The sequence below is a fragment of the Pigmentiphaga sp. YJ18 genome, assembly GCF_038066655.1.
Classification (GTDB): domain Bacteria; phylum Pseudomonadota; class Gammaproteobacteria; order Burkholderiales; family Burkholderiaceae_B; genus Pigmentiphaga.
Window position 1 is genome coordinate 1,025,622 of record NZ_JBBUKU010000002.1, and the last position, 21,291, is coordinate 1,046,912.

Annotated in this window: 21 protein-coding genes; 7 read left to right on the plus strand and 14 right to left on the minus strand. The window is 68.6% G+C overall.

The features are described 5' to 3' along the window. Positions 1-11: 11 nt before the first annotated feature. Genes WKR98_RS18615 through WKR98_RS18630 form a run of 4 tightly spaced genes read right to left on the minus strand, consistent with a single transcriptional unit; the run spans position 12 to position 3,732 of the window. Positions 12-1,019: a PdxA family dehydrogenase gene (locus WKR98_RS18615; protein WP_124689237.1), complete on the minus strand. Its 1,008-nt coding sequence runs from the start codon at positions 1,017-1,019 to the stop codon at positions 12-14. Further along, positions 1,016-1,489 carry an aromatic-ring-hydroxylating dioxygenase subunit beta gene (locus WKR98_RS18620; protein ID WP_124689236.1) on the minus strand — a complete coding sequence of 158 codons (474 nt, stop codon included), beginning with the start codon at positions 1,487-1,489 and terminating at the stop codon, positions 1,016-1,018. Before WKR98_RS18620 ends, WKR98_RS18615 begins: the two co-directional genes overlap by 4 nt. Before the next feature lie 3 nt (positions 1,490-1,492). Next, entirely contained in the window at positions 1,493-2,734 is a 1,242-nt protein-coding gene (locus tag WKR98_RS18625; RefSeq protein ID WP_124689235.1) for an aromatic ring-hydroxylating dioxygenase subunit alpha, read from the minus strand. 23 nt (positions 2,735-2,757) lie between these two features. Further along, positions 2,758-3,732 carry a Bug family tripartite tricarboxylate transporter substrate binding protein gene (locus WKR98_RS18630; protein ID WP_124689234.1) on the minus strand — a complete coding sequence of 325 codons (975 nt, stop codon included), beginning with the start codon at positions 3,730-3,732 and terminating at the stop codon, positions 2,758-2,760. Positions 3,733-3,849: 117 nt separating this feature from the next. Between WKR98_RS18630 and WKR98_RS18635 the strand changes: the two genes are divergently transcribed. Beyond that, entirely contained in the window at positions 3,850-4,629 is a 780-nt protein-coding gene (locus WKR98_RS18635) for an IclR family transcriptional regulator domain-containing protein (protein WP_341434334.1), read from the plus strand. Between the two features lie 6 nt (positions 4,630-4,635). On the opposite strand, the gene WKR98_RS18640 is transcribed toward WKR98_RS18635, so the two are convergent. Together WKR98_RS18640 and WKR98_RS18645 are read right to left on the minus strand one after the other, a co-directional pair. Beyond that, positions 4,636-5,799: a GGDEF domain-containing protein gene (locus WKR98_RS18640; protein WP_341434335.1), complete on the minus strand. Its 1,164-nt coding sequence runs from the start codon at positions 5,797-5,799 to the stop codon at positions 4,636-4,638. Positions 5,800-5,819: 20 nt separating this feature from the next. Next, positions 5,820-7,604, minus strand: coding sequence for a putative bifunctional diguanylate cyclase/phosphodiesterase (locus WKR98_RS18645; protein WP_161567802.1), 1,785 nt, complete (start codon positions 7,602-7,604; stop codon positions 5,820-5,822). Positions 7,605-7,840: 236 nt separating this feature from the next. On the opposite strand from WKR98_RS18645, the gene WKR98_RS18650 reads away from it, so the two are divergent. Both WKR98_RS18650 and WKR98_RS18655 read left to right on the plus strand, forming a co-directional pair. After that, entirely contained in the window at positions 7,841-8,803 is a 963-nt protein-coding gene (locus tag WKR98_RS18650; RefSeq protein WP_341434336.1) for a Bug family tripartite tricarboxylate transporter substrate binding protein, read from the plus strand. Between the two features lie 128 nt (positions 8,804-8,931). Further along, a complete protein-coding gene (locus tag WKR98_RS18655) occupies positions 8,932-9,366 on the plus strand; it encodes an RcnB family protein (protein WP_124689229.1) in 435 nt (144 codons plus the stop codon). Positions 9,367-9,423: 57 nt separating this feature from the next. Here the strand turns inward: WKR98_RS18655 and WKR98_RS18660 are convergent, their stop codons facing one another. The 4 genes from WKR98_RS18660 to WKR98_RS18675 are packed head-to-tail and all read right to left on the minus strand — an operon-like array spanning position 9,424 to position 13,951. Continuing rightward, positions 9,424-10,410 carry a Bug family tripartite tricarboxylate transporter substrate binding protein gene (locus WKR98_RS18660; protein ID WP_341434337.1) on the minus strand — a complete coding sequence of 329 codons (987 nt, stop codon included), beginning with the start codon at positions 10,408-10,410 and terminating at the stop codon, positions 9,424-9,426. A gap of 22 nt (positions 10,411-10,432) precedes the next feature. Then, positions 10,433-11,440, minus strand: a complete 1,008-nt coding sequence (locus tag WKR98_RS18665) for a dipeptidase (protein WP_161567801.1) — start codon at positions 11,438-11,440, stop codon at positions 10,433-10,435. 19 nt (positions 11,441-11,459) lie between these two features. Continuing rightward, entirely contained in the window at positions 11,460-12,206 is a 747-nt protein-coding gene (locus WKR98_RS18670) for a hypothetical protein (RefSeq protein ID WP_124689226.1), read from the minus strand. Beyond that, positions 12,203-13,951: a hypothetical protein gene (locus WKR98_RS18675; RefSeq protein ID WP_341434338.1), complete on the minus strand. Its 1,749-nt coding sequence runs from the start codon at positions 13,949-13,951 to the stop codon at positions 12,203-12,205. Before WKR98_RS18675 ends, WKR98_RS18670 begins: the two co-directional genes overlap by 4 nt. Positions 13,952-14,114: 163 nt before the next feature. Between WKR98_RS18675 and WKR98_RS18680 the strand changes: the two genes are divergently transcribed. Then, entirely contained in the window at positions 14,115-14,846 is a 732-nt protein-coding gene (locus tag WKR98_RS18680; protein WP_124689225.1) for an IclR family transcriptional regulator, read from the plus strand. A 12-nt stretch (positions 14,847-14,858) separates the two neighbouring features. Here WKR98_RS18680 and WKR98_RS18685 read toward each other — a convergent pair whose 3' ends face one another. From WKR98_RS18685 to WKR98_RS18700, 4 genes are all read right to left on the minus strand, one after another. After that, entirely contained in the window at positions 14,859-15,830 is a 972-nt protein-coding gene (locus WKR98_RS18685) for a Bug family tripartite tricarboxylate transporter substrate binding protein (protein WP_161567800.1), read from the minus strand. Between the two features lie 10 nt (positions 15,831-15,840). Next, a complete protein-coding gene (locus WKR98_RS18690) occupies positions 15,841-16,872 on the minus strand; it encodes a TauD/TfdA family dioxygenase (RefSeq protein ID WP_124689223.1) in 1,032 nt (343 codons plus the stop codon). Positions 16,873-16,968: 96 nt separating this feature from the next. Further along, a complete protein-coding gene (locus tag WKR98_RS18695; RefSeq protein WP_124689222.1) occupies positions 16,969-17,715 on the minus strand; it encodes a GntR family transcriptional regulator in 747 nt (248 codons plus the stop codon). 74 nt (positions 17,716-17,789) lie between these two features. After that, positions 17,790-18,668: a LysR substrate-binding domain-containing protein gene (locus WKR98_RS18700; protein WP_341434339.1), complete on the minus strand. Its 879-nt coding sequence runs from the start codon at positions 18,666-18,668 to the stop codon at positions 17,790-17,792. Between the two features lie 111 nt (positions 18,669-18,779). Here WKR98_RS18700 and phnD point away from each other — a divergent pair, with 111 nt between their 5' ends. The 3 genes from phnD to phnE are packed head-to-tail and all read left to right on the plus strand — an operon-like array spanning position 18,780 to position 21,273. Further along, a complete protein-coding gene (phnD, locus tag WKR98_RS18705) occupies positions 18,780-19,652 on the plus strand; it encodes a phosphonate ABC transporter substrate-binding protein (RefSeq protein ID WP_124689220.1) in 873 nt (290 codons plus the stop codon). Then, entirely contained in the window at positions 19,649-20,452 is an 804-nt protein-coding gene (gene phnC / locus WKR98_RS18710; protein ID WP_341434340.1) for a phosphonate ABC transporter ATP-binding protein, read from the plus strand. The genes phnD and phnC overlap by 4 nt, the downstream gene beginning before the upstream one ends. Then, complete coding sequence (phnE, locus tag WKR98_RS18715; protein ID WP_341434341.1) at positions 20,449-21,273, plus strand: phosphonate ABC transporter, permease protein PhnE; 825 nt, start codon at positions 20,449-20,451, stop codon at positions 21,271-21,273. The genes phnC and phnE overlap by 4 nt, the downstream gene beginning before the upstream one ends. Positions 21,274-21,291: the final 18 nt, after the last annotated feature.

The window sequence follows — 21,291 nt, forward strand, 5'->3', positions numbered from 1 at the left end:
GTCCGGCGGACCTAGTGATCGGCCAACCCGGCCAAGAGGCGCACGGTGCGCAGCACGGCCGAGGCATCGGCCGTGCCCTGGCCTGCGATGTCGAAGGCGCAGCCGTGTCCGACGCTGCTGAAGCGCACGCCGCCGCCCAGCGACAGCGCGCTGGCCTGCCGGGGGCTCAGCAGCTTGACGGGAATGTGGCCTTGGTCATGGAACATGGCCAGGTACACGTCGTGCCCGCGCTGCGCCAGCATCAGGTCGGCCCCTTGCGGGCCGTCCACGTCCAGGCCCATGGCGCGCAGGCGCGCCACCGCGGGCTCGGTAATAGCCTGGTCCTCGCCGCCGAACAGGCCGCCCTCGCCCGCGTGCGGGTTGATGCCGAAGACGCCCAGGCGCGGCCGTTCGATGCCTATCGCACGCGCGCCGTCTATGATGGCAAGCGCCGCGTCCACGACCAGTTGCGTATCCAGCCGGGCCAGCGCCTGGCGCACCGGCTCGTGCAGCGTCACGTGGCCGATCCTGAGATCGGGCGTGGCCAGCATCAGGAACACCCGGTCGGCCGGCGTCCCGGTCAATTGCGCGATCAGCCCCGGATAGCCCGAGAACGGAATGCCGGCCCGCGCCACCGACGTCTCCGAATGCGGACAGCCGACCACGGCGTCGACCAGCCCGGCCCGGGCCAGGCGCACCGCTTCGCGGACGTAGGCCACCATGGCCGCGCCCGCGCCGGCGCGCACCTCGCCCGGTGCGTACTCCGCCTGCGGCAGGGCCGCCACGTCGACCCACGGCAGTTGATCCGGCAGGCGCACCGCGCCCGGCTCGAAGGCCGTCAGCGCCATGCCGGGCGCATGGCGGGCCACCTGCTCGCGCAGCACGAAACCATCGCCCACCAGCACGCAATCGACCGGCTCGCCGCGCAGCGCACGGGCGGCCTTCACCGCGATCTCCGGACCGATGCCGTTGGCATCGCCCAGCGCGATGGCGATGCGCTTGCGCGCCCTTTCCCCCGGTGGTCGGACGGCTCCGCTCATAGCGGTATCGCCAGCAAGGTATCGATGTTCCGGCTGTCGCAGATGGCCAGCCGCCGGGCGAACCTGAGCTGCCCGTCCGCGCCTTCGACCACGCGGTCCAGGTAGCGGCCGGACGCGAACACCTCGGTGGCGCCATCGCGCATGATGCGCACCACGATGAAGGGCGTCTCGACGCTGGCCGCGCCATCCTCGATGCCCAGCACGAACGGCTGGCCGACGATGTGGCGATAGCGGTGGCGCTCGTAGACGTTGGCATCGCGCAGCGCCGACACGCGGTCGTGCAACATGGCGCGCGTGTCGGCGTAGATCACCCCCGCCTCCATGCCGGCCGCGTGGTTCTCGGCGGTATTGACCACGTACAGGCAGCGCTCCTCGAAGAACGCCGGCCAGGCCTCGACCTCGTCGTTGTCGATGCAGCGCGCGTAGGCGGCGTTCAGGATGCCCAGCCGCTCTTGGGTGAATTCGGCCATGCTTCAGATCTCCATGTAGCCGCGATAGGCGTTCCAGAATCCGCGCACCGACGCTTCGGTGGTGCGGTTCTCCTGGGTCTCGATGCCGCCGCCGCCCATCTCCAGCACGGCCTCCTGATCGCGGCTTGCCGCGATGCCGCGCTGCACGAAACCGCCCACCGCGCCATCCTCCATGGACACGAAGCCCGCCGGCCCCGTCAGGTTGGATTGCCTGAGCCGCATGCGCCGCAACTCGGGCGTGTCGTCCTGGAAGCCCAGGTAGGTCCAGTTCAGCACCGTCCGGTCCAACCCGTCGGGCAGGATCTGGCGCACGGCCAGGGTGTTCTGGATCTGCGCCAACACGAAGCCCGGGAACACCGACAGGATCTGCAAGGTCACGCCGTCGCCGAACTCGTCGCAGCCGTCCAGCATGCTGGGGTCGGCCAGCGCGTAGCCTTCCATGTCCGACCGCAGCTTCTCGGCGCTGTATTCGGCGCTGGCCTGCGGCTGGTGAGCGACCTTCGAATAGCTGACGTGGTGGGCGCCGCTTTCGCTCACGATCACCCCGCCCTTTTGCGACAGGCGGTTGATGTTGAAGGTGGTGAAGAACACGTGCAGCAGGCTGGCATGGTAGGAGTCCTTGACGTTCTCCATGTACAACTTCCAGTTGTTCGGAATGGTCTGCTTGAAACGGCCGATCACCTCCACCGGCTTGCACAGCACGCGCTCGATGCGTTCCAGGATCTCCTCGCCCAGGTACTCCTCGATCGGCGGCACGTCCTCGTCCAGGCTGCCGAACACCATGCCCGCCACGCTGGCGGTGCGCAGCTTGCGCGGGTGATGGTCCTCCATGCGGAACTCCGGCGGCATGCCGCCCTTGCCGTTCACGCCCTGCTGGAACGCGACGCCGCGCAGGTTGCCCTGCAGGTCGTAGCGCCAAGCATGGTAGACGCAGGCGAAGTCGCGCGTCTGGCCGCCGTCGTCCAGCGCGATCAGCGCGCCGCGATGGGCGCAGCGGTTCTCGAAGGCCTGCAGTTCGCCGTCCTCGTCGCGCGCGACGATCACCGGCATGTCGCCCACGAAGGTGGTGCGATAGGCGCCCGGCTCGGCAATCTCGGCCTCCAGACACAGGTAGTTCCAGGTCGGCCCCTGGAAGACGCGCCGCTGCTCGGCGTCGTGGATTTCCTGGTCGCGGTAGAGCCAGTAAGGCACGCGGGTCAGGCCGGGCTCCCAGGTCCGGGGTTCTCGGGTGTCGCTGTGGGACATGGACTTCCTCGTTGCTGCAAGCATCAGTTGATGGTGACTTCGGCCGTGTCGATGGCCTTCTTCCACTTGACGCGTTCGGTCCGCATGAACTCGGCCATCTGGGCCGGCGTGTCGCCTGCCACCTCGGCGCCCTGCTCGATGAATTTCTGCCTGACGTCCGGCATCTTCAGGACCTCGACGATGGCGGCGTTGAGCTTGCGCGCCACCTCCGGCGGCGTACCGGCCGGCGCGACCACGCCGAACCAGGTGCTGACGTCGAAGCCGGGCAGCCCCGACTCGGCCAGCGTGGGCGTCTTGGGCAGCAAGGGGCTGCGCTGCGCGCTGGTCACGGCCAGGATGCGCAGCTTGCCCGATTCGTGCTGGCGGAAGGTCGAGCTGATGTTGTCGAAGAAGGCATCGACCTGGCCGCCCATCAGGTCGGCCAACGCCGGCGCCGTGCCCTTGTACGGCACGAACACGAAGTCCAGGTCGGCCTGGGCCGCGACCAGCGCGCCGGTCAGGTGCGAGGTCGTGCCGTTGCCCTGGGTCGCCACCGTGACCTGCCCGCCGTTCTTGCGGGCATAGCCGATGAATTCCTGCGCCGACTTCACCGGCAGCGCGGTCTTGACCGCCAGCACGTTGGGCACGCGCGCCAGCACGGCCACGGGAGCGAAGCGCTCGGGATCGAAGGGCAGGCTCTTGTACAGATACTGGTTGATGACCAGCGGCGCCGGCGGCGTGGCCAGCAGCGTGTAGCCATCGGGCGCCGCCTTGGCCACCATGTCGGCGCCGATGTTGCCGCCCGCGCCGGGCCGGTTGTCGATGATGACGGGCTGGCCCCACGCCGCGTTGAGCTTTTCGCCGATGATGCGCGGCAGCACGTCGGCGGTGCCGCCGGCCGAATAAGGCACGACGATGCGTATCGGGCGATTGGGGAAGGCGCCCTCGTCGGCCTGGGCCGGGCTCGCGATCACCGCCCATGCCGCGATGGCACAGGCTGTCCATGCTGGTTGTCTCATCCTTGACCTCGTTGGGTTAAATTCGAACATAAAGTCGCAAAGCGAACGTTAGTTCGGCAATATCCGATGATCAAGAAAAGTGGTTAGAATGTTCGCAAAACGAACATTCCCTCGACCATGAGCATCGTGCCCGAACCCCGCAGCAAGGAAGACAAGGAATACGTGGCCGGCCTGGAGAAAGGCCTGGCCATCATCGAGGCCTTCGGCCTGCGCAGCGGCCCGCTCACTTTGAGCGAAGCAGCCGAGATCACGGGCCATCCGCGCGCCACGGCGCGCCGCTCGCTGCTGACGCTGCAGCGGCTGGGCTACGTGGAAAGCGACGGCAGGTATTTCCGGCTGGCGCCCCGCGCGCTGCGCCTGGGGCACGCCTATGTCAGCTCCAGCCCCCTGCCCAAGCTGGTCCAGCCGGTGTTGGAAACCATCAGCGAGCGCACCAAGGAATCCAGTTCCCTGGCCGTGCTGGACGGCGGCGAAGTCGTGTTCGTGGCGCGCGCCGCCACCCGCCGCAGCCTGTCGGACGGCCTGAGCATGGGCTCGCGCCTGCCGGCCCATTGCGCCGCCACCGGGCGAGTGCTGATGGCCGCCCTGCCCGACGAGGAAATCGCGCGCCTGCTGGGCCGCATGCCGCGCCGCGCGCTCACGCCGCGCACCCGCACCGGGATTCCCGAGCTGACGGCGCTGCTGGAGGAAACGCGGCGCCTGGGCTATGCCACCAGCGACGAGGAACTTGAACTGGGCCTGCGCTCCATCGCCGTTCCCATCCAAGACCAGACCGGCCGCACGGTCGCGGCCATGAGCCTGGTCGCGGCCACGGGCCGCTATACGCTGGAAAAAATGGTGGAGATCCTGCTGCCGGAGCTGCTGGGCGGCCGCCGGATGCTGAGCGCGATGCTGTAACAGTGCCTAGGCCACCGCCTGCTTCACGCGGTCGCGCCCCGCCAGCTTCGCCAGGTACAGCGCCCGGTCGGCCCGGCGGAACACGTCGTCGAAGTCGCGATCGCGCGGCTCGCAGCTGGCCACGCCGGCGGAAATGGTGATGGGTACCGGCGCGCCGTCGATGCTGAAGCGGCTGTCCGCCACGGCGACGCGGATGCGCTCGAGCGCCGCGGCGGCCGCCTGCAGGTCCAGGTCGTCCATCAGCACCACGAACTCCTCGCCGCCGGTGCGCGCGACCAGGTCTCCCTTGCGGGCCGCCTGCTTCAGGCAATCCGCGGCGAAGGTCAGCACCTCGTCGCCCACGCCGTGGCCGTAGGTATCGTTGATCGCCTTGAAATGGTCGATGTCGATCACGCCCACGGCCAGCCCGACGCCGGTCTCGCGCGTCCGGCGGAACGCCGTGTTCCCGTCCGCCACCAGCGTGCGCCGGTTCGGCAGGCCGGTCAGATAGTCGGTGGCCGCCGCGATCTCCAGCTGGCGCTTCACGCGTTCGGCGCACAGCAGCACGAACGCCGTGGTGCCGATCACCGGCAGCAGCGCCACGAACATGGGCGAGATCAGATTGATGCCGTAGTCGTTGGTCGCGATCGTGGTCTCGCGCGGCACGTCCAGATGCAGGTAGACCACGAGCCGGCCGAGGACGTAGATGACGACCAGGCCATAGATCACGATCAGCATGCGCCGGCTGCGCGACTCGTCCTCCGCGCGCATGGCGTGCAGCAGCCACATCGACCGGAGCAGCAGCAGCGTCCAGGCGGCCGACAGCAGCTCGACGCGGCAGATGAAGCACGGCTCGATGGCCGACAGCCAGAACGTGCCGGCCACCGCGACCAGGGCGATCGCGACGTCCGCCGGCGACGAACGGCGGCCGTAGAAGCGTTCGAACGCCCGGTGGTAGGCGCCCAGGCCGGACAGGAGCATGCCGTTGGCCAGGGTGACCATGATCGGCAAGGGCATGATGTTGCCGAACGCGAAGAAGCCGCTGCCCAGGGCGACCAGGGCCGTTCCGGCCTGCCAGCGGATCGCGGCGGGCCTCAGCGTCCCGGGAAGATCGCGGTAGACGTTCGCCAGCACGGCGCCGTTGGCCAGCACCATCAGCGCAACCGTCACGAAGACCGACTTGGCGTCCATTCCCTTGCGCTTCCTCCGGCCTAGGGATCGCCGACGGGCGGCATCATGTCGAGGACGTCGGACAGGCCGCCGGCGTCGCATGCCTTGCCGAAATACCAGCCCTGGAGCAGGTCGCAGCCCATGCGGGCCAGGAGCCTGGCCTGCTCCGAGGTTTCCACGCCCTCGGCCGTCACGGTCTTGCCCAGGCTGTGCGCGATGTCGATGATGCCCCGCACGATGGCCTGGTCTTCGGCCGACGCCACCAGGTTGGCGACGAAGCTGCGGTCTATCTTCAACCTGTCGATGGGAAGCAGGCGCAGGTGGGTCAGCGACGCATGGCCGGTGCCGAAGTCGTCCAGCGCGATCTCGACGCCGGCCTCGTGCAGGCGGCGCAGGCCGTCCTCGACCCGCTTCTGGTTCAGTCCCAGGAACATGCTTTCCGTGACCTCGACGCAGAATCGGTCCGGACCGATCCCGCTGTCGCGGAACAGCGCGAAAAAACGATCCAGGAAGACCTCGGAACGAAAATCGGAGTTCGTCAGGTTGATCGCCACGCGGCCGAGCCGGATGTTCCGCGCGTACAGTGCGTCGACGTCGCGGAACACGCGTTCGAGCATGAACATGCCCAGCGCCGCGCGTACCGCCGGATCGGCGAAGCCTTCCTGGAACGCGGCGGGCGGCAGCAGGCCGCGCTGCGGGTGGCGCCAGCGCATCAGGGCTTCCAGCGCGACCTTGCCGCCCGGCGCGACCGGAACGATGGGCTGGTAATGCAGTTCGAAGGCCTCGCGGCGCAGCCCCGTCTCGATCTCGGCCAGCAGCTCGGACTTGCGCTCGGCGGTTTCCCTGAGCGTGGGCTCGAAGCATTCCAGGCGATCGCGGCCGAGCGACTTGGCATGGTAGAGCGCGAGGTCGGCCGCCCGGAACATGCTTTCGCTGTCCTCGCCATGGCCGGGATACACGGAAACGCCCAGGCTGGCCGAACACCGCCGCGACGTCTCGGCGATGCGCAGGGGATCGCGCACGCGTTCCAGCGCCCGTTCGAACACCGCGGTGGCTTCGTCGTCGGTCGCGCCGGTCAGCACCAGCCCGAACTCGTCGCCCCCCATCCGCGAGACCGACAGGCGGGCGTCGCCCATCGCGCCCAGCCGCCGGGCGACTTCCCGCAGCAATTCGTCCCCGGCCAGGTGGCCGAAGAAGTCGTTGATCTCCTTGAAGGCGTCGACGTCCATCAGCCCCAGGTGGAACCCCGTGCCGGCCCGCCGGCATTCGCCCACCAGCGACGCCACGTGGTGGTGGAACCAGCTGCGATTAGGCAGCCCCGTCACCGGATCGACGTAGGCGATGCGCCGCAGGCTCTCCTTGCTGCTCCTCAAGGCGTCCTCGAGCAGCTTGCGCTCGGTGATGTCCAGGCAGATCGAGGTGTAGCTGTCCACCGTCCCGTCCTGCAGGACATGCGGCACGATGGTCGTTTCCATCCAATAGAGCGAACCGTCCTTGCGCTGGTTGCAGATCTCGCCGTGCCAGACCCGGCCTTGCGCGATCTCGCGGTACATGGCGCGGAAGAACGACGTGCCGTGCAGGCCCGACTTCAACATGCGGTGATTGGAAGCCAGCAGCTCCTGCCTGGAATAGCCGCTGATCTCGCAGAACCGCGCATTGACATAGGTAATCGTGCCCCGGGCATCGGTACTGGCCACGATGGCGGCACAGTCCAGCGCGTAGCGTATGAAATCCGTGTCCGGCTCGAGGCCGCCCGGGAACCTCGCGTCGTTGGCGGGTTCCCTCGTGCCGACTGTCCGCCGGCTGTTGTTGTACTGCGGGGGCACGCGCTCCCTCCTCCACGGCTGGGCCGTTTTCCCCTCCGGACGCGCAAGGCCGGTCCGGCGCGGTCGGGAAAAACGGTCCGCCCGATATTCTATTGACTGGAATGCCCCCATGATCCAGGAAATGACGCTTGTTTTCCATCGCCACGTGCTAGGCGCGACGGCCGACAGGCCCGGCCGGCACGGGCATGGCGGCGGATTCCGGTATGCTTGACGCCCTCAGAACGAGGAGACATCCCATGTTCCGCAAATGTCTTGCCATCGCCGCACTGGCGCTGGCCGCCACGGGCGCCCACGCCCAGGCCTATCCGTCCAAGCCCATCCGCCTCCTGATTCCCTTCCCGCCGGGCGGGGGCACCGACATTCTTTCCCGCCTCGTCGCCACCCGGCTGGGCGAATCCGAGAAATGGACCATCGTGGCCGAGAACCGCGCCGGCGCGGGCGGCACCATAGGCATCGCGGCGGCCGTGCGCGCGGCGCCCACCGGCTACGAGATGGTGATGGGCCAGAAGGACAACCTGGTGGTCGCGCCCTGGCTGTACAAGAGCGTGGCCTACGATCCGACCAAGGACCTGGTGGCCGTGGCGCACGTGGGCTACACGCCCATCGTCATCGTCACGCAGGCCAATTCGCGCTTCAAGTCCCTGGCCGACGTGGTCGCGGCGGCCAAGGCCGAGCCCGGCGCCATCACCTATGGGTCGCCCGGCAGCGGCACCACCATCCACCTGGCCGGCGAGATCTTCAAGGGCGCGGCGAAGATCGACATCCGGCACATCCCCTACAAGGGCTCGAACGCCGCCATGATGGACGTGCTGGCCGGCAACGTCGACCTGCTGGTGTCTTCCGTGCCGTCGGCCATGGCGCAGATCCAGTCCGGCAAGCTGCGCGCCCTGGCCGTCACCAGCGCCAAGCGCAGCACCTCGCTGCCCGACGTGCCCACCGTCGCCGAGCTCGGCTACAAGGGCTTCGACGTCAGCACCTGGTATGGCCTGTTCATGCCGGCGGGCACGTCCAAGGAGATCGTCGCCACCGTCAACACGGCGGTCAACAAGCTGCTGGCCCAGCCCGAGACCCGCGATGCCATCCACGCCCAGGGCGCCGAGGCGCAGGCCATGTCGACCGAGGAATTCGCCCAGTTGCTCAAGAGCGACTACCTGAAGTGGAAGGACATCGTGCGCGCCGCCAACGTCACGGTGGAATGAGGCCGCCAGCCGGTTGAAACAGGCTGCAATACCTGCATGGCCCGGTGGGGGTGGCGCGGCCATGCGCGAGGCATAGAATCAATGCAACGCCCGTGTTCCGGGCGCTGCACTGCCTCAAGGAGATCATCATGGCACCCAGTCGCCTGCTGGCGCATCTGCTGACCGGTATCCTGCTCGCGGCCTCGGCCGCGACCTACGCGCAGGGCGGGCCTCCCGGCGGACGGCCCGGCGGCGGCCATGGCCCCGGCGGACCGGGCCACCCGGGCATGAATCATCCCGGACAAGGTCCCGGCCACGACATGGGACGCGGCCCGGGCCGGGCACCCGGCCACGGCCACCGCGGGCCGCAGGGCCCCGGCCCCGGAGACCCCGCCTATCGACACTGGTCCAAGGGCGATCGCGTCCCCTACCCCTATCGCGGGCCGCAGTACGTGGTGGACAACTGGCGCGGCCATCGCCTCTCCCCGCCCCCGCGCGGCTACCACTGGATCAACGTCGGCGCCGACTACTTCCTGGTCGGGGTAGCCACCGGCATCGTGCTCCAGGCCATCCTCAATCCCTAGCCCTGCACGGCACACCTCCCGCGCCACCGCCGCGGGAGGCCTTCGCCGCGCAGGGCCCTAGTCCACCCGCACGCCCGCCGCCTTCACCAGCTTGCCGAAGCGCTCCGTGTCGGCGCGCACCAATGACGCGAACTCCTCCGGCGTCCTGGTTTCGGTTCCATCCACGCCCATCTTCACCAGTTGCTCGCGCACGTCGGGCGCCGCCATGGCCTTGGCGATGCCGTCGTGCAGGCGGTTGACGATGGCGGCCGGCGTGCCCTTGGGCGCGAAGACGCCGTACCAGGTGGCGAAGCGATAGTCGGGCAGGCCCGACTCGGCTACCGTGGGCAGGTCGGGAAACTCCGCCAGCCGGCGCGCGCCGGTCACCGCCAGCGCGCGCAGCTTGCCCGTCTTCACGTAGGGCGCCGTGGTCGGATAGGTGTCGAACCCCACCTGCAGGCGCCCCGCCAGCAGGTCGGGCATGGACTGCCCGGTGCTCTTGTACGGCACGTGCAGCAATTGCACCCCGGCCATGCTCTTGAACATCTCGCCGGCGATGTGCGGCGTGGTGCCGCTGCCGGCCGACGGGAAGCTGAGCTGGCCCGGATGCGCCTTGGCGTAGGCGATCAGTTCGGGCACGCTGTGCACCGGCACGGAAGGATGGACGGCGATGAAGTGCGGCACCGACGCCGTCAGCGTCACGGGCGCGAAGTCCGTGGCGGTGTCGTACGGAATGTTGTTGAACAGATGCGGCAGGATGGTGTTGACCGACACCACTCCCATCATCAACGTATAGCCGTCGGGCGGCGCCTTGGCCACGATGCCGCCGGCCACGATGCCGCTCGCGCCCGGCTTGTTTTCCACGACGACCGACTGGCCAAGGATCTCGGACAGCCTGGGCGCGATGACCCGCGCCACCACATCGGTCCCGCCACCCGGCGCGAATCCCACCAGCAGCCGGATGGGCCGGCTCGGAAATGCGTCGTCCTGCGCCCGGGCGGACGGGGCAGCGCCCAGTGCCGCCACCACCCCCACCCCCAACATACACCGCAGCAATCGGTTCATGGCCCAGCTCCTAATCGATGAATCAGCCTATCGTTTCACGCAACAGCCTCATCCAGTTGCCCCCCATGATCTTGTCGATGTCGGCCCGGCCGAATCCGCGCCGCTCCAGTTCGACAATGATGTTCTGCAATCCGGCCGGCGTGCGCATCCACTCGGACCAGCCTTCGTGCGGCGCGATCTCCATTTCCTTGGCCGGCGCGCTCTGGCGCGACCACTTCGCGTAGCGCCACCAGGTGCGCACCGAACGCGGATGGCCGGGGCAGTAGTCGGTGCCGATGGCAACCGCGTCCACGCCCAGCAGGTCCACGGTCCAGGCCACCATGTCGCCGAACTGTTCCAGCGTGGTCGCGGCACCGTGCCGGGTCATGTTGCGGTTGGGCGTCAGGCCGATCACGCCGCCGCGCCGGGCCAGCTCGCGCAGGGCCTCGGTCTGCTTCAGGCGGCCCGCGCCATATACCGGCGTGCCCACGTATTCGCGCGGGTTGGCATGCGTGATGGCCACCGGCTTGCCGGACATCTGGATGGCTTCCAGGGTCGTGCGCTCGCCGCAATGCGACAGGTCGATCAGAATGCCGAGCTGGTTCATTTCCTCCAGCGCCAGCTGGCCGAACCGCGACGAGATCCCGGTGTCCTTTTCCTCCCAGTAGCCGCAGCCGATGTAGTTCTGCAGGTTGTAGGTCAGCTGCATCACGCACACGCCCAGTTGCCGGAACATGCCGAACAGGTCCAGGTCGTGCTCCACCGGCGCGGTGTTCTGGAACCCGAACATCACGGCCGTGCGGCCCGAGGCGGCCACGGCCTCGATCTCGGCCACGCTGGCGGCGGGCGCGACGAGGTCCTGGTTCTGTTCCAGCACGACGCGCCATTTGCCCAGCAGGCCCAGGGTCTGGGCGGCGTTCTCCCACACCGCCACCGTGGTGTTCACGCAACCTATGCCGGCCTCGCGCCACTCCTCGAACCAGCGCCGCTCCGGCACCGGCATCGACAATCCGTCGACGATGATGCCGACCTGTTTGTTGACCGTATTCATCTGCATCGTCCTTCGCGCGTCACGCGCATCCTTGGCTGGAGGGGACATGGCGGAGCATGTTCAGGTCCATGTCGTCGTCGGCGGGCGGGCGGCCTTGCAGCGTGCCGTCGTCGCGCAGGATGACCGGCCCGGCATGGCGGCGCGAGACCACCGAGTCCGGCGCCAGCGCCCCGTTCGACAAGGCATGAATGGCGCGCCACAGGCCGCCGTCGACCGGATAGCCGTGGCGGATGGCCCGGGCCAGCAGCGGATCCCATTCGTCCATGCCCAGCGGCCGCGCGGTGTTGAACAGCGTCACCACCGCCTTCTGCCCGTGGCCCTCGCCCTCGTCGGGCTGCGACACCTCGGCGCCCGTGCCGTAGCGGCGGCCCAGCCCGGCCATGACGTGCAGCTCGTGCAGGTCCTGCACGCCCGACACGCGCAGCGTGGCGCGGCCCGCCGACCGGGCGCGCTCCACGCCCAGGTCCATCAGGGTGGGCAGCAGCACCCAGGCGTGGATGCCGCCGCCATCCACCACCAGCGCGCCGTCGTCGGCATCCTGCACCGACACCCGGTCCAGCGACCCTTCGCGCAGCCGTTCATAACCTTCGTACAAGGCGCGGAACCCGCCCAGCCCCATGGACTGGGAAAGCAGCACCACTTCCCTCACGCCGTGCACGTAGCCGGGCGGCAGGCGGCACACCAGCAGGATGCGGTCTATGCACATGCGCGCCTCGCGCACGGATACATCGAACACGCGGGGAGAATCGACGACTTCCCTGTTCATAGGACGGGCTCCTGGGGATAGAACCAATGGGGATCGGCACCGGCGGCGATGTCGGCGGCCGTGGGCGCGCCCTGATAGATGACGCCGCGCAGGTTGCGCTGCAGGTAGTCGCGCGTCTTGTCGATGCCGTGTATGCCGATGTTGATGAAACGCGTGATCTCGCACGGCACGAACTGCTCGCCCATGATGTTGGCGTGGGGCGAGTGGAAGGCCAGGCCGCTGAGCGTCTGCACGCGGCTGACGATAAAGCGGTATTCCGGCTTCTCCAGCAGGAAGCGCGCGACGCTGGTGGCGGCCGGACGCTGGGCGATCTCGCGGTCCAGCCCCGTCACCAGGCGCGGCAGGTCCAGCCCCAGGTTGAAGACCTCGCCCGCCTCGGCGCGCGGGCCGCGGCGCGGTTCCTCGGCGGTGGCCGACTTGTACCAGACGAACTTCGACGCGCCCTCGGCGTCCAGGTCGATGTCGAAGGCCCAACCGTATTCGGCATGCAGCAGATCGCGCAGGTGGCCGATGGACATCGACGGATCGGTCGCGTATTCCTCGTCCACCGCCAGGCCCTCGGCCAGGCGGTCGCACAGCTCGGGCACCAGCTCGGTCAGCAGGCCCAGGAAGGTCTCGTAGGCTTCTTCGTGCACCGTGCCGTCCAGCGCGTCGCACAGCGCGGACAAGGGATAGCGCTCGGCATTGCCACGCACCGTGCCGGTGTCGTGCAGCGCCTGTACCTGCGCCCGGATGGCCGCCAGGTCGGCGGCAAGGTCGGCGCTGGCCGTGAACTGTTCATAGTCCATCCGGTCTTCGCGCCGGTAGGCAATGGCCTTGTCCAGCAGCTTGAGCAGCAGCGCCAGCTTCGCGTCGCCTGCCGCCACGCGCAGCCGCTTGGCGCCCACGATGGCCTGTTCGCGCGCCTGTACCCAGTGGTGTACCAGCTTGGGATGGTTGTTCACATACAGGATCAGCCCCAGCGCCGAGGCGTTGCCCACGCCCAGGAAACGCTCGATCTCCGGCGCCAGCCTCGCCGCCGCCGGCGAGGCGCAGCGCGCCAGGTGGTTGACCAGGTCCACCGAGAACACCCGCATCATGTAGGCGCACAGCATCTGCGCGTCCAGCGGCCGCCGCAGCGGATGCGTGCTTTCCAGCGCGCGGAACGAACGGGTGCCGAAGGTGCCGTTGCCGTCCAGCCCGGTATTGCGCATCAGATAGCAGACGTCGGCCAGCGTGGGCACGTCGGGCTGGCGCCCCTGTGCCAGCGACTCGACCGTGTGGTTGAACACGCGCGCACTGCGGTTCGAGCGGGCCCAGATCAAGGTGCCCGGCGTGGCGCGGCCGGCGTAGAGCTTGGGGATTTCCTCGCCGGTGATGCGGATGTCGCGCTCGGACACGGGCCCTTCGACCAGCGCCGCCATCATGTCCCAGGCACGGCCGATGATGCGGCCCGCCCGCCCCTCCATCTTCGGTTCGAATGAATGGACGATGAAATCGAACGGCATCGCGCCCGTGTCGATGCGGTACAGCGCGGTGCCGCGCGCGCGGTCGTCGATCTGCCAGCGCACCCGCTCGATGGTCCAGCGCTCGCGTATGGCCTTGGCCATCAGCAGCCGGCTCACGCTCAGGCGGCTGGCCTGCATCACCCCCATGCGGGCGGGCGTCATCAATAGATCCGCGTTGCGGATGCGGGGCTCGCGCCCGGCCGCGGCGCCGGCTGGCGCCTGGGCCGCAACGGCCTCTTCCACGTCGGCAAAGTCCATGCATGCTCCTGTCGTCATCGCGCCGGCCACGCGGCGCAAGGGGAAACACCTGGCCGGCTGCCCGGCTTTGATGTATTCTATTAGAATACTTATGATTCTATTTAAATCATTCTATACTCCCCATCCGGGAATGCAAGAATTTTTCTGACGAGGAAGCTGCGCCATGCTCGAAGCGCGCGAGGCCGGGGGCGTCCGGCCGCTCAGTTCGGTACTGAAGACGCTGCAATTGCTGGATCTGCTGGGCAAGTCCGACCGGCCCATGAAGCTGATGGAACTCGCGGCCGCCTCGGGCAGCAGCCGCGCCACGACCTACCAGAAGCTGCTGACGCTGATGGAAGCGGGTTGGCTGGAACAGACCGACCAGGGCAGCTACCGACTGTCGCTGCACGCGGCGCTGGTGGGCGAAACGGCGCTGGTGCAGGCCAACCTGGGGGAACGGTTCGCGCACGTGATGCAGGAGCTGGTCCTGCAGGTGGGGGAGACGGCCTCGCTGGCCGTGCTGAACGGCAATTGCGTGCGGCTGGTGCGCCGCGTGGAAGCACAGCAGGTGGCGGTGCGCGCCGACGTCAAGGTCGGCACCCTGCTATCCCTGAACGACAGCTCGTCCGGCCGGGTGCTGACCGCGCTATCCAGCCCGGCCTACCGGGAAATGCTCCAGCGCCAGGGCGCCGTGCTGGCCAGGCCGGCCATGCTGAAAGAGATCGCGGCGCAGGGCTACGCGGTCTCGGAAGGCACCGACACGCCGGGGGTGCAGTCGGTGGCCATGCCGGTGTTCGATGCCAAGGGCGCGTGCATCGCCGCGCTGTCCCTGGTCACGCCGGCCTCGCGCTTCGATCCGGACAAGCTGATCGGACCGCTGCGCGAGGCCGTGCGGACACTCAGCCAGTTGAAGTGATCCGGCTGGCGCTCAGAGCTGGATGTTCAGCTTCTCCACCAGCCCTCCCCACTTGCGTTCGCCCTCGGCGATGGAACGCCGCGCGTCGTCCACCGAACCGCCCGCCGGCTCGGCGCCTTCGCTCGCAAGGCTCTCCCGGATGGCGGGCGACTTCAACACCTGGTTCACGTCGCGGTTGATCCGGTCCAGGACAGCCTTGGGCGTGCCCGCGGGGGCCATCAGCCCGAACCATCCCACCGCCTCGTAACCCGGCAGGCCGGCCTCGGCTACCGTGGGCACGTCGGGCAGCACCGGCGAGCGCTTGGCGCTCGTCACCGCCAGCGCCTTGAGCTTGCCACCCTTGATGTGCTCGCGCACCAGGGGAAACGGCGCGAAGTTCAACTGGATCTGTCCGGAGATGGTGTCCGAAACGGACGGTCCGCTGCCCTTGTAAGGCACGTGGGTGAGCTTGACGCCCGCCATGGACGCGAACAATTCGCCGAACAGGTGATTGGACGATCCGTTGCCGGACGAACCGTAGTTGAGCTTGCCCGGGTTGCGCCGCGCATACTCGATCAGCCCTTTCACGTCGTCGAACGGCATCTTCTCGTTGGCGACCAGCACCACCGGCGGCGTGGCCAGCAACACCACCGGCTCCAGGTCCTTGGCCGGATCGTAGCTCAGGCTCTTGTACAGGCTGCGCGCGACCAGGATGTTACCGAACGAGCCGAGCACGGTGGTGTAGCCGTCCGGCTTGGACTTGGACACCATCTCCACGCCTATGGTGCCGGCCGCTCCCGGCTTGTTCTCGACCACGACCGACTGCCCCCAGATCTGGGACAGCCCCTGCGCGACCACCCGTCCCAGCAGGTCGGTGTTGCCGCCCGGCGTATAGGGCACGATCAGCCGGCTGGGCCGCGACGGAAACGCGTCCTCCGCCTGCGCTACCGGCGCGGCGCACAGCATGCCGCCCAGCGCGGCGGCCAACAGATGCTTGAAGATCATCGCCCTCTCCTCACGAAGCCGACACGGCGGCCTGTCCATGGCGGCGCTCGTACGAAGTGCCGAACTCGCGCGTCTGGCCGAACACCGCCGGCAACGGCCGGCCGTTGGGCAGGGTCAGCCAGGCGCGCAGCAAGTGCCGGCGACGGGCCGGATCGTCGTGGTCCTGGTACTTGGTACGGGCGTGCAGCACCGAATAGTTGTTGCCGATCTGGATGTCGCCCGGCTCCATGCTGAAGCTCAGCTGGACCGCGGGGTCGTTGCAGATTTCCTCGACCAGCTCGATCGCCTGCGCCTGGGCGTCGGTCCAGCGCGGCACGCCGGGCAGGTCCTGCGCCAGTTTCAGGTAGCGGCGCTTGTACAGGGCGCTGAGCCGGCCTTCGAAGAAATTCAGGATGGGCACCGTCTGGATGCGCAAGCCGCCCCGGTGCTGTCCGCGCGTGTCGAAATGGAAAGGCTCCTGCAGCACGCCGGCCAGGTCGGGCCGGCGCCGCAGCACTTCGTTGTACAGCGCCGCGACGCTGACCAGCTTGCTGACGCCCCCGGACACCGCGGTACGCAGGCACAGCAGCATGAACGCATCGCCGCCGTCGTTGTGGAAGGTCAGTTCGTCGTCGGTCTGGTAGCTGCGCACCGAGTTGTCGTTCGACACTTTCAGGCCGGTGTTGGTGACGCTGTGCATGCGGTTGCCGGCGCCGTCCTGCTCCTGCGGCTCGCCCAGGTTCACGGACAGCCCCCAGAACAGCAGCCGCGCCTCGTCATCCGTGTAGTCGGCGATGGGCAGGCCGCGCAGCAAGGCGAAGCCGCGGCCGCCCTCGAGTTCCTGGCGAACCTTTTCCAGGCGGGCGGCCATGCGCGGGATGGGGAAGTCGGCGGCACCGAACTCGGTCGGTTTCATGCCCTTCGCGCGGGCCGTGGCGGTGGCCTCGGCCAGCTCGCGGATCTCGTCCGGCGCCAGGCGCCAGATCCAGTCGGTGGTACCGGCCAGGCTGGTGCCGCTCCAGGCTTCGGGACCGGTGATAGGTGGCAATGCTTGGGCTGTCATGACGTCTCCTTGGTGGCTGTAATTTTGGACATCTTAACATTGTCGACAATTCAGGACGAATTTGAACCCGCAGGACGCCCTCCCGGGCGCCCCGTCCTACACGACGCCGCTGTCCTTCAACAGGCGCCGTATCTCCCGGCTATTCTCGTCCAGCCGCGCGGCCCACAGCCTTTCGGCCTCGTCCGCGTCGCCCTTGCGGATCGCCTGCAGCGACTTGCGCCACAGCGCCAGCGAACGCTTGCGGCGCTCGACCGAACGCAGGCCCAGCCGGGTATAGCGCGACATCTGCAAGGACAGCGAGGTGATCAGCGTGAACAGGCGGTCGTTGCCGCTATGGGCGGCGCAGCACAGCGTCAGGCGCGACAGCGTCTCGCCGAACGCATCGCCCCCCGCCGGGTCCTCGGCCAGCGGCGCGAGCTGGGCCACGCCCGCCTCCAGGATCGCCACCAGTTCGGGCGACGACAGGACGGCCACGCGCCGCGCCACCACGCGGACCAGGGCCTGGCGCACCTCCTGCAAGTCTTCGATTTCCTTCAGCGACAACTGCGTGGCCTGCGCCCCCCGGCGGGGATGGATGCGCACGATCCCTTCCTTCTCCAGCAGCCGCATCGCCTCGCGCACCGGGCTGCGGCTGACCGCGAACTCGTCGGCCAGGTCCTGTTCGCGTATCCACTCGCCCGGCTCGATGGCGGAATTCAGGATGCGGTCGCCCACGTGGGCGGCGATCTGTTCGGGCAGCGTCAGGGTCTTGGACTGCCCCAGCAGCCAGCGGAAACTGGTCGCGCTGCCTTCGTCGTTGGCCTGCAGGAATGCGGAAGATCGGGTGATAGCGGACGGCTCCATCGAATGCCTTGGTTGGTTGTCTGCGTCGGGCAATCGGGCAGTATACGGCGCAGGGGCGGCGCGGACCGCGCGCCCTATCCGCCGCCGGCCTTGCGCAGGCTTAGCGCGACGTCGAAGAACGACTCCAGCATGCGGCTGTGGCGGCGTTCCTCCAGGCAGTAGAGATAGGTCTCGGTGAAGGCCGGGTCGCCCTCGATCCGGACCGGCACGAAGCGCGGGTCGGGCACGAACTCCGCCTCGGACACGGCGCCTATGCCCATGCCGCGCGCCACCGCCTCGCGCAGCGCCTCGCGGCTGCCGATCTCCATCGCGTTGTCGGGCACCACGCCTTGCCGCGCCAGCGCCTCCTCGACCGCGCGGCGCGTGCTGGATCCGCTCTCGCGCCGCAGCAGCGGCTGGCCCTGCAAGGCCTCCAGCGGCACGCTGGCATGGCCGGCGAAGGCATGGCCGACCGGCACGAACAGGATCACCGCGTGCCGGGCATAGGGCATGGCGCTGAACCCGGGCGCATCGTGGAAACGCGCCAGCACGCCGATGTCCACGGTGTAGTCCTCCAGGTCCTTGAACACCGAGGTCGAATTTCCCATGCGTATCGACACGTCGATACGCGGATAGCGGCGGTGGTAGGCATCGGCCATCTCGATCACGTGGAAAGGGCCCACCGCGCCCAACCTGAGCTGGCCCGCGTTCAGTTCGCCGCTGTCGTGCAGCAGGCTGTAGGCGTCGGCTTCCAGCTCGCCCAGTTGGCGCGCGAGCGGCAAGAGGCGTGCGCCGATGGCGGTCAGCTCGACCCGGTGCCCGCGCCGGTGGAACAGTTCGACGTTGTAGCGGCGCTCCAGCCCCTGCACCTGCGTGGTCAGGGTGGGCTGGCTCATGCCCAGCGCCCGCGCGGCGGCGCTGAAGGTCCCGTACTGGGCGACGGCAAGGAAGGCGCGAAGCTTGGCGGCTGACATCCATAGATTGTGTCTATGGAACGATGACGAAATCGTGAATGTCTTGATAAACCCCTGTCACATTGAGTTCTTAATCTGGCGGCACTCGAACCAACCCCAGCGAGAATCTCCATGTCCCTGCGTTTCCCCCGCCTGCGCCGCGCCCTGCTCGCCCTGGCCCTGCCCCTGCTGGCCGCCGCGCCGGCCCACGCCGCCGATACGTTGACCATAGGCCTGATTCCCGCCGAGGACTCCCAGGCCATGATCGAAAGCAGCAAGCAGGTGCTCGACAGCCTGCAGCGCCAGCTCGGCATGCCGGTCAAGCCCTTCGTCGCCACCGACTACAACGGCGTGATCGAGGCGCTGCGCGCCAAGAAGCTCGACGCCGCCTACCTGGGACCGTTCTCCTACGTGCTGGCCCACTCGGTCGCCAACGTCGAGGCCTTCGCCGTCGCGGTCACCAAGAAGACCGGACAAAGCTCGTACAAGAGCCTGATCATCGCCCGCAAGGACAGCGGCATCGCGACGCCGGCCGACCTCAAGGGCCGCAACTTCGCCTTCGTCGATCCGACCTCCGCCTCGGGCCACCTCTTCCCCAAGGCCGGCCTGCTGCAAGCCGGCTACGATCCCGACAGCTTCTTCGGCCGCGTGGTCTTCTCCGGTTCGCACGACGCCAGCATCCTGGCGGTGGCCAACAAGAAGGTCGATGCCGCCTCGGTGGCCGACCGTATCCTGGCCAGCGCCATCGCCAAGGGCCAGGTCAGGCAGGACGACCTGCGGGTCGTCTGGAGCTCGAACCCGATTCCCGAATCGCCCATGGTCTGGCGCAAGGACCTGGACCCCGCCCTGAAGCAGAAGCTGGCCCAGGCGCTGGCGAACGTCAAGGACCTGCCCTGGGGCGACCAGGGCGTGCTGAACGGCTTCCAGCCGACCAACGACGCGGCCTACGACGTCGTGCGCGAGACCGCCAAGGTGCTCAAGCTCGACCTGCGGAGCATGAAGTGATCCACGTACGCCAGTTGACCAAGCGCTACGGCGACAACGCGGTCCTGCGCGGCGTCGACCTCGATGCCGCGGCCGGGGAATTCGTGGTGGTGCTGGGCGAGTCCGGCGCGGGCAAGTCGACCCTGCTGCGCTGCATGAACCGCCTGGCCGTGGCCGACGGCGGCCGGTTGCGCATGGCCGGCATCGACGCCATGCAGGGCGCCGATACGCGGGCGCTGCGGCGAAGCGTGGCGATGATCTTCCAGCACCATCATGTCGTGCCCCGGCTGACCGCGCTCAAGAACGTCCTGACCGGCCGGCTGGGCGCCATGTCCACGCTGGCCTCGGTGCTCCATTGCTTCCGCGGCGACGACGTGGCGCTGGCGCACGAATGCCTGGCCCGCGTGGGTCTGGCGCACAAGGCCCACGAGCGCGCCGACGCACTGTCCGGCGGCCAGATGCAGCGCGTCGGCATCGCCCGCGCGCTGGCGCAGCAGCCGCGCGTCATCCTGGCCGACGAACCGGTCGCCAGCCTGGACCCGCACACCTCGCGCAAGGTCCTGCAATACCTGCGCGACGCCTCGCGCGACCTGGGCATCACCGTGCTGTGCAACCTGCACCAGGTCGACTATGCGCGCGAGTTCGCCGACCGCATCGTCGGCCTGAACGGCGGCCGCGTCGTGTTCGACGGCGCCGCCGGCTCGCTGGATCAATCCGGCGTCGATCGCATCTACCGGCACTCGCCCGATCCGGCGGACGCGGGCGGCATCGCCCCACCGCTGGCCGCGCGGTTGGCCGTTCCCTCGGGAGCCCGGGCATGAACACCTCGACCAACCGGTATCGCTGGATGGGTCCCGCCCCGCGCAACGCGCAGGGCTGGATCACCCTGGCGGGCGGCGCCCTGGCACTGGCCTGGGCCCTGCAATGGAGCGCCAGTGGCGCGCAGATCAGCTGGACCGAACTGGCGTCCGGCCTGCCGCAGATCATCGACTTCGCCGGACGCACCCTGCCGCCCGACTGGAGCATGCTGGGGCGCCTGGCCGCCCCCGCGCTGGAAACCGTGCAGATCGCCATCTGGGGCACGCTGCTGGCGATCCTGCCGGCCATTCCGCTGTCCTTCCTGGCCGCGCGCAATCTCCAGGGCCGCCGCTGGGTCTACCTGGCCACACGCCAGGTGCTGAACGTCGTGCGCAGCATCAACGAACTGATACTCGCGCTGGTCTTCGTCTCGGCCGTGGGGCTGGGCCCCTTTCCCGGCGTGCTGGCCCTGGCCGTGCACGGCGCCGGCATGCTGGCCAAGTTCTTCGCCGAGGCCATCGAGGAAATCGACCAGGGCCCGATCGAGGCGCTGCGGGCCACCGGCGCGCGGCCGCTGCAAGTGATCGTGTTCGGCGTGCTGCCCCAGGTGGTGACGGCCTGGATCGCGGTCGTGCTGTATCGCTTCGAGGTGAACCTGCGATCGGCCACCGTGCTCGGCATGGTGGGGGCCGGCGGCCTGGGCTTCGAGCTGGTCAGCAGCCTGAAGCTGTTCCGCTACACCGAGACGGCCACCTGCATCATCGTCATCGCCGCGATGGTGGTCGCCGCCGACGCCGTTTCCAGCCAGCTGCGCCATCGAATCCAACGCACCGGCCGGCATTGAAGCCCGGCCACCTACCTA

Coding starts and splice junctions, on each gene's coding strand:
- WKR98_RS18615 (WP_124689237.1), bottom strand. CDS start 1,019: ATGAGCGGAGCCGTCCGACCACCGGGGGAAAGGGCGCGCAAGCGCATC.
- WKR98_RS18620 (WP_124689236.1), bottom strand. CDS start 1,489: ATGGCCGAATTCACCCAAGAGCGGCTGGGCATCCTGAACGCCGCCTAC.
- WKR98_RS18625 (WP_124689235.1), bottom strand. CDS start 2,734: ATGTCCCACAGCGACACCCGAGAACCCCGGACCTGGGAGCCCGGCCTG.
- WKR98_RS18630 (WP_124689234.1), bottom strand. CDS start 3,732: ATGAGACAACCAGCATGGACAGCCTGTGCCATCGCGGCATGGGCGGTG.
- WKR98_RS18635 (WP_341434334.1), top strand. CDS start 3,850: ATGAGCATCGTGCCCGAACCCCGCAGCAAGGAAGACAAGGAATACGTG.
- WKR98_RS18640 (WP_341434335.1), bottom strand. CDS start 5,799: ATGGACGCCAAGTCGGTCTTCGTGACGGTTGCGCTGATGGTGCTGGCC.
- WKR98_RS18650 (WP_341434336.1), top strand. CDS start 7,841: ATGTTCCGCAAATGTCTTGCCATCGCCGCACTGGCGCTGGCCGCCACG.
- WKR98_RS18655 (WP_124689229.1), top strand. CDS start 8,932: ATGGCACCCAGTCGCCTGCTGGCGCATCTGCTGACCGGTATCCTGCTC.
- WKR98_RS18660 (WP_341434337.1), bottom strand. CDS start 10,410: ATGAACCGATTGCTGCGGTGTATGTTGGGGGTGGGGGTGGTGGCGGCA.
- WKR98_RS18665 (WP_161567801.1), bottom strand. CDS start 11,440: ATGAATACGGTCAACAAACAGGTCGGCATCATCGTCGACGGATTGTCG.
- WKR98_RS18670 (WP_124689226.1), bottom strand. CDS start 12,206: ATGAACAGGGAAGTCGTCGATTCTCCCCGCGTGTTCGATGTATCCGTG.
- WKR98_RS18675 (WP_341434338.1), bottom strand. CDS start 13,951: ATGGACTTTGCCGACGTGGAAGAGGCCGTTGCGGCCCAGGCGCCAGCC.
- WKR98_RS18680 (WP_124689225.1), top strand. CDS start 14,115: ATGCTCGAAGCGCGCGAGGCCGGGGGCGTCCGGCCGCTCAGTTCGGTA.
- WKR98_RS18685 (WP_161567800.1), bottom strand. CDS start 15,830: ATGATCTTCAAGCATCTGTTGGCCGCCGCGCTGGGCGGCATGCTGTGC.
- WKR98_RS18690 (WP_124689223.1), bottom strand. CDS start 16,872: ATGACAGCCCAAGCATTGCCACCTATCACCGGTCCCGAAGCCTGGAGC.
- WKR98_RS18695 (WP_124689222.1), bottom strand. CDS start 17,715: ATGGAGCCGTCCGCTATCACCCGATCTTCCGCATTCCTGCAGGCCAAC.
- WKR98_RS18700 (WP_341434339.1), bottom strand. CDS start 18,668: ATGTCAGCCGCCAAGCTTCGCGCCTTCCTTGCCGTCGCCCAGTACGGG.
- phnD (WP_124689220.1), top strand. CDS start 18,780: ATGTCCCTGCGTTTCCCCCGCCTGCGCCGCGCCCTGCTCGCCCTGGCC.
- phnE (WP_341434341.1), top strand. CDS start 20,449: ATGAACACCTCGACCAACCGGTATCGCTGGATGGGTCCCGCCCCGCGC.